Annotated in this window: 14 protein-coding genes; 9 read left to right on the top strand and 5 right to left on the bottom strand. The window is 34.9% G+C overall.

The window, feature by feature from the left end; translation table 11 throughout:
- Nucleotides 1-192 precede the first annotated feature (192 nt).
- Nucleotides 193-3171: a histidine kinase gene (locus A8L32_RS08705; RefSeq protein WP_075590398.1), complete on the top strand. Its 2979-nt coding sequence runs from the start codon at nt 193-195 to the stop codon at nt 3169-3171.
- Nucleotides 3172-3207: 36 nt separating this feature from the next.
- On the top strand, nt 3208-3954 hold the full coding sequence (locus A8L32_RS08700; RefSeq protein ID WP_075590397.1) for a LytR/AlgR family response regulator transcription factor: 747 nt from the start codon (nt 3208-3210) through the stop codon (nt 3952-3954).
- A gap of 4 nt (nt 3955-3958) precedes the next feature.
- On the opposite strand, the gene A8L32_RS08695 is transcribed toward A8L32_RS08700, so the two are convergent.
- Complete coding sequence (locus A8L32_RS08695) at nt 3959-4630, bottom strand: DNA alkylation repair protein (protein WP_198931745.1); 672 nt, start codon at nt 4628-4630, stop codon at nt 3959-3961.
- A gap of 155 nt (nt 4631-4785) precedes the next feature.
- Between A8L32_RS08695 and A8L32_RS08690 the strand changes: the two genes are divergently transcribed.
- Both A8L32_RS08690 and A8L32_RS08685 read left to right on the top strand, forming a co-directional pair.
- Nucleotides 4786-5472: an SIR2 family NAD-dependent protein deacylase gene (locus A8L32_RS08690; protein WP_075590396.1), complete on the top strand. Its 687-nt coding sequence runs from the start codon at nt 4786-4788 to the stop codon at nt 5470-5472.
- 21 nt (nt 5473-5493) lie between these two features.
- Complete coding sequence (locus A8L32_RS08685; RefSeq protein WP_075590395.1) at nt 5494-6138, top strand: porin family protein; 645 nt, start codon at nt 5494-5496, stop codon at nt 6136-6138.
- 75 nt (nt 6139-6213) lie between these two features.
- Here the strand turns inward: A8L32_RS08685 and A8L32_RS08680 are convergent, their stop codons facing one another.
- Complete coding sequence (locus A8L32_RS08680) at nt 6214-6906, bottom strand: ComF family protein (RefSeq protein WP_075590394.1); 693 nt, start codon at nt 6904-6906, stop codon at nt 6214-6216.
- Between the two features lie 310 nt (nt 6907-7216).
- Between A8L32_RS08680 and A8L32_RS08675 the strand changes: the two genes are divergently transcribed.
- From A8L32_RS08675 to A8L32_RS08660, 4 genes are all read left to right on the top strand, one after another.
- Nucleotides 7217-7585 (top strand): carboxypeptidase-like regulatory domain-containing protein, encoded by a 369-nt coding sequence (locus A8L32_RS08675; protein WP_075590393.1) that lies wholly within the window; start codon nt 7217-7219, stop codon nt 7583-7585.
- A gap of 242 nt (nt 7586-7827) precedes the next feature.
- Entirely contained in the window at nt 7828-8289 is a 462-nt protein-coding gene (locus A8L32_RS08670) for a toxin-antitoxin system YwqK family antitoxin (protein ID WP_075590392.1), read from the top strand.
- Nucleotides 8290-8443: 154 nt separating this feature from the next.
- Nucleotides 8444-9358 carry a DUF362 domain-containing protein gene (locus A8L32_RS08665; RefSeq protein ID WP_075590391.1) on the top strand — a complete coding sequence of 305 codons (915 nt, stop codon included), beginning with the start codon at nt 8444-8446 and terminating at the stop codon, nt 9356-9358.
- A gap of 3 nt (nt 9359-9361) precedes the next feature.
- Nucleotides 9362-10957 carry a 4Fe-4S binding protein gene (locus tag A8L32_RS08660; RefSeq protein WP_083631234.1) on the top strand — a complete coding sequence of 532 codons (1596 nt, stop codon included), beginning with the start codon at nt 9362-9364 and terminating at the stop codon, nt 10955-10957.
- Nucleotides 10958-11007: 50 nt separating this feature from the next.
- On the opposite strand, the gene A8L32_RS08655 is transcribed toward A8L32_RS08660, so the two are convergent.
- A complete protein-coding gene (locus tag A8L32_RS08655; RefSeq protein WP_075590390.1) occupies nt 11008-11673 on the bottom strand; it encodes a DUF2461 domain-containing protein in 666 nt (221 codons plus the stop codon).
- A gap of 148 nt (nt 11674-11821) precedes the next feature.
- Between A8L32_RS08655 and A8L32_RS08650 the strand changes: the two genes are divergently transcribed.
- On the top strand, nt 11822-12493 hold the full coding sequence (locus A8L32_RS08650) for a 2-C-methyl-D-erythritol 4-phosphate cytidylyltransferase (RefSeq protein ID WP_075590389.1): 672 nt from the start codon (nt 11822-11824) through the stop codon (nt 12491-12493).
- Here A8L32_RS08650 and A8L32_RS08645 read toward each other — a convergent pair.
- Both A8L32_RS08645 and A8L32_RS08640 read right to left on the bottom strand, forming a co-directional pair.
- A complete protein-coding gene (locus A8L32_RS08645) occupies nt 12474-13307 on the bottom strand; it encodes a metal ABC transporter permease (RefSeq protein ID WP_075590388.1) in 834 nt (277 codons plus the stop codon). The genes A8L32_RS08650 and A8L32_RS08645 overlap by 20 nt on opposite strands.
- A gap of 10 nt (nt 13308-13317) precedes the next feature.
- Nucleotides 13318-14067, bottom strand: coding sequence for a metal ABC transporter ATP-binding protein (locus A8L32_RS08640; protein WP_075590387.1), 750 nt, complete (start codon nt 14065-14067; stop codon nt 13318-13320).

Here is a 14067-nt window from a genome sequence, read left to right as displayed (position 1 = left end):
TTGTGTGGATTTTTTTAGGTTTGGGGATAGTGTGTCTGCGGCACCTATCCCTTTTTTTGTTTTAAGGATTATAATTTTACCGCAAAATAACTCACTTACACCACTTATACATTTAAGCAATAAATAATGATTGCAAGCCCTTATTTTCATACTCGTTAAACAATATTATCTTCAAACGATAAATCCAAAGCTATGAATCGAGTATTGCTAATTTTAATTCTACTTTCTATAATTCCTCAATTAAAAAGCCAGCAGAGGCTGAAGAAGGGGGGTGTGTACACGTTTAAAACTAGTACTTATGAAAATTGGGAAAATGAAACTGAGCAAACGGAAGGTTTGTATACCTCCTATTCTACCTACAAAATATTAGATGTTTATAATAACCACTATAAAGTTCAATATTCTGATAGTACAATTTTTTCATACCAAAGGCATAAGAGTATAAAAAGTAATAAATGGTTTTCGTCTTCAGCAAACCATTCAGAATTAAGTCAAAACTCAAAACGAAAATACAAAAAGAATAAATACACCATAGCGGAGTTAGATACCATCAAGTTTGATATGTCATTTGCAGGAATAATTTCAAATGTTGAAATAAAGGATTCTTTGATTACCCTTTTTCCAGAGATGAAGGTTTCTATACAATCTGATATTGTAAAAGCAGTGAAATTTCCACTTTTAGAAACTCCTAAAAACCTTCATGTAAATGAGCAAATTACCATCGAGGAAAATGAACTTATAGTTACCGAAATTAACAAGAACTATATAACACTTTTAGAAAAGGAACAAACTGGTCAGGCCATAAATAGGGTTGAATATACGATAGATCCTTTAACAGGGATTATTATCGAGAAAACGGATGCTTATGATTTAAACGGTCAAAAGCATATAATAAACAAACAAGTATTTCTTCCTAATTTAATAGAAAGTCATCAAACAAAATGTGTTCATAATTTCTTGGAGAAAGATACAACCTTCGTCAATCCTAATGTGACCATCAAGGGGAAAATACTTAATCCTGAGATGGGTGAAAAGGTAGTTGTTGAATGGTTTAGTGATAATCCAGCTACGAAAGATATAATGCAAGTAATAAGCAACATAAATCCGGATGGAACTTTTGAGTTAAAATTTCAGGTCGATAAAATTCAAAAAGTTAAGTTCACTCATAAGAGGGATGCCAACTTTTATGTACTACCAGGTGACGATTTATATATAACGGCTGACTTAAACCAATTCAATAAAACTATAAGAGCAAATGGAGTTGGTAGTAATCATGTTAATTACTTTTTTAATGCTGCTCTTCTTAATAAAAAAGAAAAGCTTCCTTTTACTTCTCAAAATGAAAATACCAAACAATATATGGATATGTCTTATATGAGTTTTAAAAGCAAAGTGGAAGAGTATATCGATAAGCGAATAGAATTTCTTAATCTGTATAAAACACAATTAGCTCCTGAAGTATATCTTGCTGAATATTATGAAATAATAACAACGGGAGTTAGTAGTTTAATAGGTTTTAAGCTATCAAAAGAAGTCCTTAATTCTATTGCTTTAAAAGGGAGTGGAAAGCAATCTGCTCCAGAAGAATATCTTGAATTTGAAGAATGGATCCACCTTGATAATGATTTGATGTCCTTTTTCGAAGGGTATGATCGTTTTCTATGGAAATACGTCTTTTCTCATTTTGTAAAGAAAACGTATAAAGCTTCTGGAAAAGGAAATGTCCAAGATCCATGGGTTGGTAATAAATATGATTTTTGGCATCAAGCTAACTATGCTTACAGTTCAAAGTTCTTTAGTGGAATGACTCAACACACCCTTAAATACAAAATCGTATCGGGTGCCATTAAACATAGAAGCGTTAATACCTACACTCAACTTTACAATCGTTTTATGGAGGAATATCCTAATTCAAAAAATGCTATAATATTAACACAAGCCTTTGAAAATGCACAAAATTCTAGAGTAGGGAAACTGGCCTACAACTTTTCAATGGAGGATATTGATGGTAACAAGATAAAGTTATCCGACTTTAGAGATAAAGCGGTATACTTATCTTTTTGCGATATTGAATCTGATTTTTTTAAACCATCTGCCGAAAAATATAGGGATACCTTAAAGACTTTATTCGGAGGCCAAAATATCGAATTTTTGTATGTTTTTCTTAATGGAGATGATCCTTCCGTAAGAGAATATGTGAAAAAATTTAAGGTAGATGGCACAAAATTAATTGCAAGTAATAGAGATGAATATTTATTAAGGAATAGCTTTCTTTATAAAGGGACTCCTCAAAGCCAAATTATTGACAAGAATGGAACTCTTGTTAAGATATTTGCACCTGGTATATCTAAACTAGTAAAGCAACCTAACTTACTATTTGATTCCATAAAAGGAAAGGCAAAAATAGAAGACCCTGAGTATACCATCCGTATTCTAAAAGCCATATTAAGCATAATTGTATTTCTTCTAGTTGTTGTTTTTATTGCATGGGGTCTATACCGTCGTCGTACCAAGAGAAAAATTAGTGAAGCCGCCATTAATACCAAAGTCCGAGAGCTAGAGCTTACTGCCATTCGTGCACAGATGAACCCGCACTTTATGTATAACTGTTTGAATTCTATCCAAAATCTGGTGCAGAAAAAACAAAACGATGAGGCGCATCAGTATCTTTCAAAATTTGCAGAGCTGATTAGGAGTGTATTAAAAAATAGTGAGAAAGAAGAAATTTCCCTGGCAACGGAATTAGAAATTATCCATAATTATGTGGACTTGGAAAAGCTGCGATTTGATATTGATTTTATTGTGGATGTGGATGAGCTTGTGGATGCTTATTCCGTATTTATACCGCCGTTAATCCTCCAACCTTTAGTTGAAAATGCCATACTGCATGGTCTTGCGCCAAAACAAGGAGAACGCAAACTAGCAATTAAAATTAACAAAGAACAAGAGGATATCATTTGTGTATCGTTAACAGATAATGGTGTTGGCAGAAATACTGAACGGGAAAAACCCAAAACATCCAATGGCAAGGGTATTAAATTTAGTCAGGAACGTTTAGATTTACTGGCCGATAAATATGGAACCGCTTACCATATGCAAATTGAGGATTTAAAAGATGATAATGGAAAAGCACTCGGAACAAAAGTTCAGATTTGTTTTTCAGAGGAGTAGAGCATTGCTTTCAGGGTGAGTTGTAAAAAGAATATGATGGAAACGATAAAATCTATCATCGTTGACGATGAAATAAATGGACGAGAGAATCTTCGCGGAGTATTAAAGAAATATTGTCCTGAGGTGGATGTGGTGGCTGAGGCAGATTGTGCTATTGCTGCGGTGGATTCCATTAAAGAGCACAGTCCAGATCTAGTTTTTCTGGATATAGAAATGCCTGGAGGCAATGGTTTTAAGGTGTTGGAGTTTTTTAAGCGACCCGATTTTCAAATCATTTTTGTTACGGCGTACGATCAATATGCCATTCAGGCCATTCGGTTTTCTGCTTTAGATTATATACTAAAACCCATTGATGCCATAAAGCTAAAAGAGGCCGTAGATAGATTTTTGAATTATAAGGAGGAAGAGGATTTTCGTTTAGATCAGTTTATGCAAAACAAGGAACTTAAAGCGGAAAACAAAAAGATAGCCCTTCCGTTTTCGGATAAAATAGATTACGTGGAGGTGAAAAACATTATTCAATGTAAAGGCGAAGCCAATTATACACGCGTTTATTTAAGCTGCGGGAGAGAGCATTTGGTATCAAAACCACTCATTGATTTTGAAGAGATTTTGCAAGGCTATGGATTTATTCGAACACATAAAACGCATATGGTTAACTTGACTCAGGTTAGTGCCTTTATTAAGTCTGATGGCGGTTATTTAAAAATGACGGATGATTCTTCGGTTCCCGTTTCTCGCAGGAAAAAGGATTATGTATTGGACGAATTGAAGAAATTATAATGCTTTAGCGCATTAACCTTATCGCTTCTCTGCGACTCAAGGGATCAAGTGCTGTTTTATCGACATATTCGAGTACCCATTGCGGATTCGTTCGGCTGTATTGTCGTAGAATCCAACCAATAGCCTTGTTGATAAAAAACTCCTTGGTGCCTAATAACTGTTCAATTACATATGCCAATAGTTTTGTATCCAACTCATCTTTGTAAAACAATTGGAAGATTAGGCAAGTGCGTTGCAGCCATATATTACCTGAACTAATCCATTTATCTATGTACATATCTCTTTGTTCAGGAAACTTCTTAAAGTATTCGGCCACCAATTTAGGCGCAACACCATCAACTGTATCCCACCACGATTTATTTAGTATCAGATATTCAAATAACGCTATGTCATTAAACTCAATTTGTTTTAGGTATTTGTACGATAAATCCAGAGCAAAATGCTGAAACTCTCGTTGTGGTTTTTGCCAACACTCCTTTAGTATAGTGGCTAACTCTAATTTTGGAGGAAGATAATCCTTATGCAAGAATGCTTTCTGAATCTCGCGGCGTTGGGGTGTTTTAATACCGAAGAATTCAAATTGATTTTTTAGATATTTTTTTTGTGCCGACGCATTTACTTCGTCTGCATAGCGCATAAATTCTATCTCCAAAGTATTTATATAATCCTTCATCATCAATATCAAAAAATAGTTGTAATCATTTACCAAAATAAGGTTATTTTGAATGAGATAAGTAATTTTGAATAGAATACTTTTAAAGCATCTAAATCTATTCTGGTTTGATGTAAAAGCGTAAGTGATTATTCTAATTGCTAAAAACTAATGTTATCATGGATAAACAAAAAATAGTCGTCTTTTCAGGAGCTGGCATGAGTGCCGAAAGTGGCATCATGACTTTTAGAGAAATGGGCGGACTCTGGGAACAGTACGATGTAACAGAAGTAGCGAGTCCTATTGCTTGGGAGAACTCACCGCAGTTGGTAATGGATTTTTATAATCAACGACGAAAGCAACTATTCGAATGTGAACCTAATGAGGGACATCTATTAATAGCTAAGTTAGAGGATAAGTATGATGTAGAAATTGTCACTCAAAATGTAGATGATCTGCACGAGCGTGCTGGTTCAAGCAAAATACTTCATTTACATGGAGAATTGAAAAAAGCAAGAAGCACTGCGGATGAATCCTTGGTGTATGAAATGGACCATTGGGAATTGAAACTTGGTGATGTGTGCGAAAAAGGAAGCCAGCTGAGGCCACATATTGTTTGGTTTGGAGAAGCCGTGCCAGCCATGGACGATGCCATTGAGTTGGTGCGTCAGGCGGATATTGTACTGGTGGTTGGTACTTCGTTAAGCGTATATCCAGCGGCTGGTCTTTTAAGTTATATCGAAAATAATATTCCTATTTATGTAATAGACCCAGGTAGTCCTGCGTTTACACCAAAAGAAAATATTACTTTTATAGCAGAAAAGGCTTCGGTCGGTATGGAACAATTAACCCAAAAGCTATTTTAAAACAATTGATATACCAACACTATGAAAATTACCATCTTATTTATTGCACTTCTTATTATAACAAGTTTACATACTTCGGCACAAGATTTTAAGGCTGGAGCAGTTGGTGGAATGACCTTTAGTCAGGTAGATGGAGACACATACGCAGGCTTCAATAAATTAGGTGTAGTTGCTGGTTTATATGTAGAAAGAGAGTTTTCTGAATTGTGGAGTGCGCAATTTGAGATTGTATATAAGCAAAAAGGGAGCAGGCATAATCCCAACGAATCTATTGGTGACTACACAAAATATCAGCTTGATTTTGGATATGTTGAAGTGCCAATAATTGCCAAAATTCATGTAAAAAAGTTTTCTTTTGAAGCAGGTGTTTCTTTGGGTTCATTGATTCATTCCTACGAAGGTGACCAATATGGAGAATTACCTGAATCTATATATCCATTCGAAGATTTTGAATTTTCTAGTATTACTGGAATTAACTATCAATTTCATCCTAGAATGTATATGAATTTACGTTGGTCGTATGCATTTACCAGAGTGAGAAAGGCATATGGAGGAGATTTTGATGACCAAAAACCTCCGCATTGGGGCGATGGTAAATATGGGCAGTATAATCATGTAGCCAGTTTTTCTATTTATTACGAATTCGGAGATATCTTTAATAGATAGTGTTAATAGTTGATTCGTTTATAGTCATTGGTCATTAGTTGATGTGAATCGACTTGTAACTTTAAGAACTCTCTTTTAATTGGTGGCGTAGGCCAAAGTTGCCACATGTACGGTTATGCCAGGTATTGTTTCTAGCGTGTTAGCGCATCCCTCAATAGTGGCACCTGTTGTTAGCACATCATCTACCAGTAAAACAGTTTTGTTTTCTAAAGCATTAGCATCTCTTAAGTCAAAGGTGTTTTCTATGTTTTCCCATCTTTGATATCGACTCTTGTTGGTTTGAGTGGAAGTAAAAGTTTTCTTATATAAATTATCTGGCATAATCTCGCCGTTTAAGTTTTCACAAATACCTTTAGCAATCCACTCACTTTGGTTGTATCCTCTTATGGCTAGTTTTTTAGCATGTATTGGTACAGGAATTACCCAGTCTACTTCGTCAAAATAACTGATCTCGGCTAATTCTTGACTATATCGTTTTCCAAGTTCAAAGCCAAGCTCTTTCTGGTTTCTATATTTCAATGCATGCAAAATATGCTTAACCATATTTCCATGTGTATATAATAAGTATGAAACTACTTTGTCAATATTGGTTCTGCCCCAAAACAATTGATTTAAGGGATTATTATCTGCTAAGTGAAAGTGAGATTTCGGGAGGTCTTTATTGCATTTTCTGCAGATATAATTTTCATGAGTGAGTAATGCATTACCACATATTAAGCAAACACTAGGAAAGAATAGTCTTAAAAAATCGTTGATGTAATTTTTCATGGTTTAAGGTTTGAAAATGATACATTTAAGATAACTAAAAATCGTTTAAATTAAAAGGTATAGTAAATAATAAAATTGAAGTTTGGGAGGAATTATCGTATGGATACTAGAGGCGACACATGTTATAGATGGTGTGAGAATAACTAGATAAGGTAGTCTTTACAATTTATTAATTTAATTGTAATGAGGCCTTAATATTTGGGTAACATAGGGGCTGTATGTTTGTAGTGTAAGAAATAAGAATATAAATTTTAATAAAATAAGTCTAGCAAAATTTTAAAAGCTTGTTGGGCACTAAAGAATAGAAAATATGAAAATCAAGGTTTTAATTATAGCAGTTTTAGCAGTAGTATCTTTAAATAGTTTTAAAGGTGAGAAGTCAGCCAACAAAGCAGAAACAAAAGAAGTTGCAAGTGCTGCAGCAACAACTTCAGTAAATGGAGTTATTGTTGATGAACAAACAGGTGAGTCATTAGTAGGTGTTTTAGTAAGCTTGGAAGGTACAGGTTTAGAAACTTATACTGATTTTGATGGAAATTTTTCTTTTGATGATGTTAAAGCAGGTACTTACGCTGTTAATGCCGATTTAGTATCTTATTCAAAGGTCGAGTCTAAAAAAGTGGAAGTCAAAGTAGCTGATGCAAACAAGCTAAAATTAAAGATGAAGCTTAAGAATTAACATAGGATTAACGTTGTATATAAAAAGCCACTTCTGTTTAGGAGTGGCTTTTTTATTGATTATTAACAAGATATGGTTTTGGTGTTGAATTTGTTTTAAAACTTAACATTGGAAATTTGCATCGAATGTAAATTAAAGGTTAATTTGCTATTAACAAATGGATACACACCGAGTTTTTGTTAGCGTAGCCTTGTGCTACGTAAAGTTGGGAGGCTTTGTATAACACTTTAAATTTGGAAGCCATGAGAATATTGATGACATTATTGGTTTTAGTAGGATTAGTAACTGCGGGCCAAGCACAATTAGTATTAAACGAGGAAGACGGGTTATATTATACCCAAGAAGGAGAGCTTTACACAGGAACCTATGTAGAGTATTTTACTAGCGGCAATAAGCGTATTGAAATGGCTGTTGTTGACGGAAAAAAACAAGGCGTTTCTACTTATTATTTTGATAATAAGTTAAAACAAGAAATTCGTTCTTTTGATAATAACAAAATGGACGGTGTTTGGGAAACGTGGAATGAAAAAGGTGTAAAGATTGGTGTTGCCAGCTATAAAAAAGGCATTAAGCATGGTGTATGGAAAATATACGATGAAAAAGGCACACTAAGGTACGATATGGTGTATGTGGACGGAAAGAAATCGGGCGTATGGAAAATCTATAACGAAGAAGGAACGTTAACTGCTACAAAAGAGTACTAAGAAATTTCGTTTAAGAAAAAAGCATAAAAGATAAGGGAGGTGTATATACATCTCCCTTTTTTATTTATACGCTTTTTAAATTAATTGCCAATTATCCTATACTGCTATAAAAATCATAACTTTCCATTCAAATAAAACATTTAACAACTACAATATGGAACGTAGAGACTTTTTAAGGACTGGTGTTGGTTTAGGATTGTTAACAGGTGTTGGTCCGGTGTTTGGAGGATTGGATTCTTTAATGGCAAATACTACAAATGCTAAAACCGACTTGGCTGCTGTAAGAGGTGGAGAGCCCGATGAGATGTTTGACAAAGCCATAGAAGCTTTAGGCGGAATGAATAAATTTGTTTCTAAAGGACAATCTGTATTGGTGAAACCTAATATAGGATGGGATGCACCGCCTGAAAGAGCAGCTAATACTAATCCAAAGTTAGTTGGTCATATTGTAAAACGTTGTTTTGAGGCAGGCGCTTCTGAGGTCAACGTCTTCGATAAAACTTGTAATAAGTGGGATAGATGCTACAGCAATAGCCAAATTCAAAAGTACGTAAAAGAAGCAGGTGGAAAAATGGTTCCAGGTAATACAGAGAGTTATTACAAAGAAGCCAACGTGCCTAAAGGAAAAAGCTTAAAGGACACCAAGGTTCATGATTTAGTAAATACATCCGATGTTTTTATTAACGTACCTGTATTAAAGCATCATGCTTCTACCAAACTCTCTTTGGGTATGAAAAACTTAATGGGTGTAATTTGGGATAGAAAATTTTACCATAGCAACGATTTGCATCAGTGCATTGCCGACTTTGTTACTTATCGCAAGCCCGATTTAACCATTATTGATGGCTACAATATGATGACCAAAAATGGTCCTCGTGGCGTATCTACTGCTGATGTTGTGAACCTAAAAGCCTTAATTGCTTCTACCGATATTGTGGCTACTGATGCTGCAGCTACTAAAATGTTTGGAATGGAACCTGACGAGGTAGGACACATTAAAATAGCCCATGAAATGGGTTTAGGTAATAAAAATTTAAGTGAATTAAATATTCATAGAATAAAAATTTAGTAGATGAATTTTAAGATGCTAAAAAAAACAAGAGTGATACTGGCGCTCTTGTTTTTTGCTTTTACGTTATTCTCGTTTATCGATATTTACGAGATGCTACCTGACTCGGTAGTATCCAATATTATCTTTCTTCAATTTGCACCTTCAATCCTGAAGTTTCTGCAGATTTTATCTTTATCTGCAAGTGGCTTTATTGTCATTATTTTACTTACCTTTTTTTTGGGCAGAACTTATTGTTCGGTAATTTGCCCTTTAGGCATATTGCAAGATTTCTTTTCATATATCGCTCGCAAGAGAAATAAAAAAAAGATCCTATTTAAATTTAAGAAGGCTCATCCCATTATCCGCTATAGCTTATTGGCTTTAACTATTTTAAGCTTCCTGTTTGGCGTTACTTTAGTCATCAATTTACTAGACCCATATAGCAATGCAGGAAGGATTTTTACTTACATTTTTAAGCCTGGTGTGGTTTGGGTAAATAACATTATAGCTAGTATTCTGCAAGGTCAAAAGATTTATTCCTTACATATAATCGATTTGATTACAGCGCCTTGGTCAATCACGATTTACGTTATTCTGTTTTTTGCCATTATCGCTTACTTATCTTATAAAAGAGGAAGACTGTTTTGTAACTTGATATGCCCTGTGGGTACACTATTGGGGTTGGTGTCAAAAAAAGCTTTGCTAAAAGTAAATATTCTAACGGATAGCTGCACTAAGTGCGGTAAATGTGCAAGTGCTTGTAAAAGCGAATGCATTGATCTAAAAACGCAAAAAATAGATTACTCTAGATGTGTAGCTTGCTACAACTGTTTACCAGTGTGCGAAGATGATGCCATTAGATACAACAAGCTTACGTTTAAAAAGAATAGCGTTCAACCTACAGAGGGTGAAAAAAAAATAGATAGAAGAGGAGCAATTGCTACTTTATTAACAATTACGGCTAGTACTACAATTCTAGCGCAACATGGTAATGGACATGGCAAAAGGCATGGTGGTTTTGGAAACAGACCTGATTACAAATTAGCATTAAGAGAATTTCCTGTTACACCTCCAGGTTCAAAAGGTTTAGAACGATTTAATAGTTTGTGTACAGCATGTGGTTTGTGTATCTCAGCTTGCCCTACCAATGTACTTCAGCCTGCAATAACCGAATACGGCTTAGCGGGATTTATGCAGCCTCATATGGATTATGCACATGCGGGTTTTTGTAATTTCGATTGTAATCGCTGTAGCGAGATTTGCCCTACTGGCGCCATATTACCTATCCCAATGGAGGAAAAGCAATTGACCCAATTAGGAAAAGCTGTTTTTGTAAAAAGAAATTGTGTGGTACACAGAGACGGAACCGATTGTGGTGCTTGTTCAGAGCATTGTCCTACAAAAGCTGTGGTTATGGTACCTTACAGAGATGGCTTGGTTATCCCCGAAGTGAATCAGGATTTATGTATTGGCTGCGGTGCTTGTGAGCATCCTTGTCCTGTCGACCATCCGCATAAAGCGATTTATATTGAAGGCAGCCCAGAGCATCAAATGGCAGAAAAGCCCAAAGAAGAAGAGAGTAATCATAAAGCATTAGAGGAAGATTTTCCTTTTTAGTTAAAGAAATAAAGCGGGTTGTCAATTGATAACCCGCTTTTGTTTTATTCCTAGAGGCTGTTCTTTACAGCATGATTCATAAAGTCATTGAACGGCTTCATGGTGGTGAAGGTGGTTTTAATTTTATCTTCTAAACTTTTAGATTGTATTTGTTTATCGCTTAGCTTAATGGTTACAGCGTACGATTTATTCCTAATTAAGTCAATATTGGGGTCGGTTTTATCAAAACCTTTTGGAGCTGTTTTAAGCTTCTCACCCCAAATTTCAGGAAATGTCTTTGTAAAAGTTGGCTCATCCACAATAGCTTTATATTCATCTACATTTTCAATAATTGATTCCCGGATGCTTTTTAAAACAGCAGGCTGTGGCATATAAATTCCTCCACCCATAAAACTATTGTCTGGCTCTATATGAACATAATACCCGGCATAAGGGCTTTTCCTGCCACCATGTGCTATATATGCTCCCATATTATTTTTGTACGGCTCTTTATTTTTCGAAAACCTCACATCTCGATAAATCCTAAACGTACAGTCTTTAGCATGAGGATGCCCTATTGTTTTATCAATACTATGAATAATTCCGATTAGCTGATTAGTATATTCTTCAAACGATTCTTTGGCTTGTTGATATTTGCTTTTATTATCCTGAAACCATTCTCTATTATTGTTAATACTGAGTTCTACTAAAAATTCAAATACTTCTTTAGGTACCATATCTTAAGTGCTTTTAATGTATTTACCAATTTAAAACGAAAATACACTAAAAGCAAAATATCTTATTAGAATAGGATAGCTTAATGATATGCTTAGAATGTATTTGTTATTTTTGAGGATTCAGAAATGAACCTATCTAATACGACAAATGAAAAAAGCAGTAGTAATTGTGGCAGGAGGTAGCGGTACCCGCATGAAAAGCGATTTACCCAAACAGTTTATAGAATGGTGTGGCAAGCCCATTCTTATGCACACCATAGAGCGATTTTATAAATATTCCGAAGCAATGGAAATTGTTCTGGTTTTACCCAAGAATCAATTTACCCTTTGGGATGAGTTATGCCAAAAGTATGACTTTAATATTCCGCTTCAGCTTGCCAATGGTGGGGCTACACGTTTTGAAAGTGTAAATAATGGATTAGATATATTGGAGGAGGAGTGTTTGGTTGGAGTACATGATGGGGTTAGACCTTTGGTATCATTTAATACTTTGGATAATTGTTACAAAACTGCCGAAATGGAAGGTAGTGCTATCCCGGTTACCGAAGCCTTCGAATCCATTCGTGAGGTAGATGATAACATGAATAAAGCCGTAGATAGAACAAGGTATAAAATGGTTCAAACTCCTCAGGTTTTTATTCTATCTAAACTAAAGGAAGCGTATAACCAGCCCTTTAATAGCATTTTTACAGACGATGCTAGTGTATATGAATATGCAGGAAACAAGGTTTTTTTAACGGAAGGGAATCGTGAAAATATTAAAATCACCACACCTATTGATTTATTAATTGGAGAATCTCTTAAGGATTATCTGCATTAATTAGATTCCTAATTTTTTCACCAGCTTTAATCAAGGCCCATATTAAAATTAAAGTAAAAATAATGATAGCCCCTGAAGGGAGGTTAAAATAATATGAACCAATTAAACCAGTACTTATTCCTATAAACCCAATCCCTATAGATAAGAAAATCATCTTCTTAAAATCATGAGTAAAAATGCTCGCTGTGGCTTGAGGAATGGTGAAAAGAGACAGTACTAAAATGATTCCTGCAATACGAATGCTAAAAACTATGGTAAGCGCTACAAATATAGCAGTGATGTATTTAATGAGAGTAGTATTAAGATGTGTTGTTTTTGCATATTCAGCATCAAATGCGGTATAGAGTATAGGTCTGTAAAATACCACAATACAAATGCATACAATAATGCATAAAACTAACATATATAAGATATCAGTGGTAGATACGGTTAATATATTACCAAAAAGAAAACTCATTAGGTTGGGAGCGTATCCAGGCGTTAGAAAAACGAAAATTATTCCAATAGCCATACCTAACGACCATAAAATGGCTATGGCACTATCTTCTCGAATATTTGCTTTGTTGGTAGTCCATTCTATACCTACAGCCGACAGAATAGCAAAAACTGCAGCTCCTAAAAAAGGGTTTAATCCTAAAAAGTAAGCTAAGCCAATTCCTCCGAAAGAGGCATGGGTAATACCTCCGCTAATGAAAACAATTTTGCGCGAAACGATGTATGTTCCTGCTATTCCAGCAAGAATACTGGTTAACAAGCCTGCAATTAGTGCGTTGGTAAAAAATGAATATTGAAATATGCTGAATATATCTTGCATGAATATTGACTTAGTGGTTATGAAGAACTCTGTGCGGTACTTTGCCGTGTGAAATTAATTCTATGGGACAGCTGTAGGTCTGTAAAATTTCAGATGATATTTTATTACTGTTATGATAATGCAGTTCTTCATTAACACATGCTATTGTTTTAATAAATGAGGAGATGGTACCAATATCGTGAGATACCAGTAAAATTGCCATTCTTTTATTGAGCTCTTGCAATAACTCGTATAGTTCTGCTTCAAAATGTTTGTCTACAAAGTTATTGGGCTCGTCTAAAATTAAAACTTCAGGATTGTTGATGATTGCTCTGCAAAGATAAACGCGTTGCATCTGTCCCCCAGAAAGCTTGCCAATTGCATTATTCGCATGTTGGTCTAGTTTTACGAACTGAAGCAATCTTAAAGCCTCTGTTTTTTCTTCTTTAGTGTAACGTCCAAAAAATCCTTTAGATCCCATAAGCCCAGATAAAACCACATCTATAACCTTAATCGGAAATGACTTATCGTTGGCATTTATCTGCGGAAGGTACCCAATATTTATGTTGGTATGGTCACTCGTTCCTTTATATAAAATACTTCCTGAATAAGGTGCTATTAATCCAAGGATAACTTTTAACAGGGTAGATTTTCCTCCACCATTTGGCCCAATAATACCGATAAAGTCATTGGCTTTAACATCTAAGTGGATGTTTTTAATGACAGGCTTATTGGCCATGTAGCCAGCGTTAATATTCGAAAGAGTAATGAGTGAATTCAT

This window comes from Labilibacter marinus, from assembly GCF_001659685.2.
GTDB lineage: Bacteria > Bacteroidota > Bacteroidia > Bacteroidales > Marinilabiliaceae > Saccharicrinis > Saccharicrinis marinus.
Note: the sequence above shows the minus strand (reverse complement) of the source record. Positions and strands in the feature narration are given on the sequence as shown.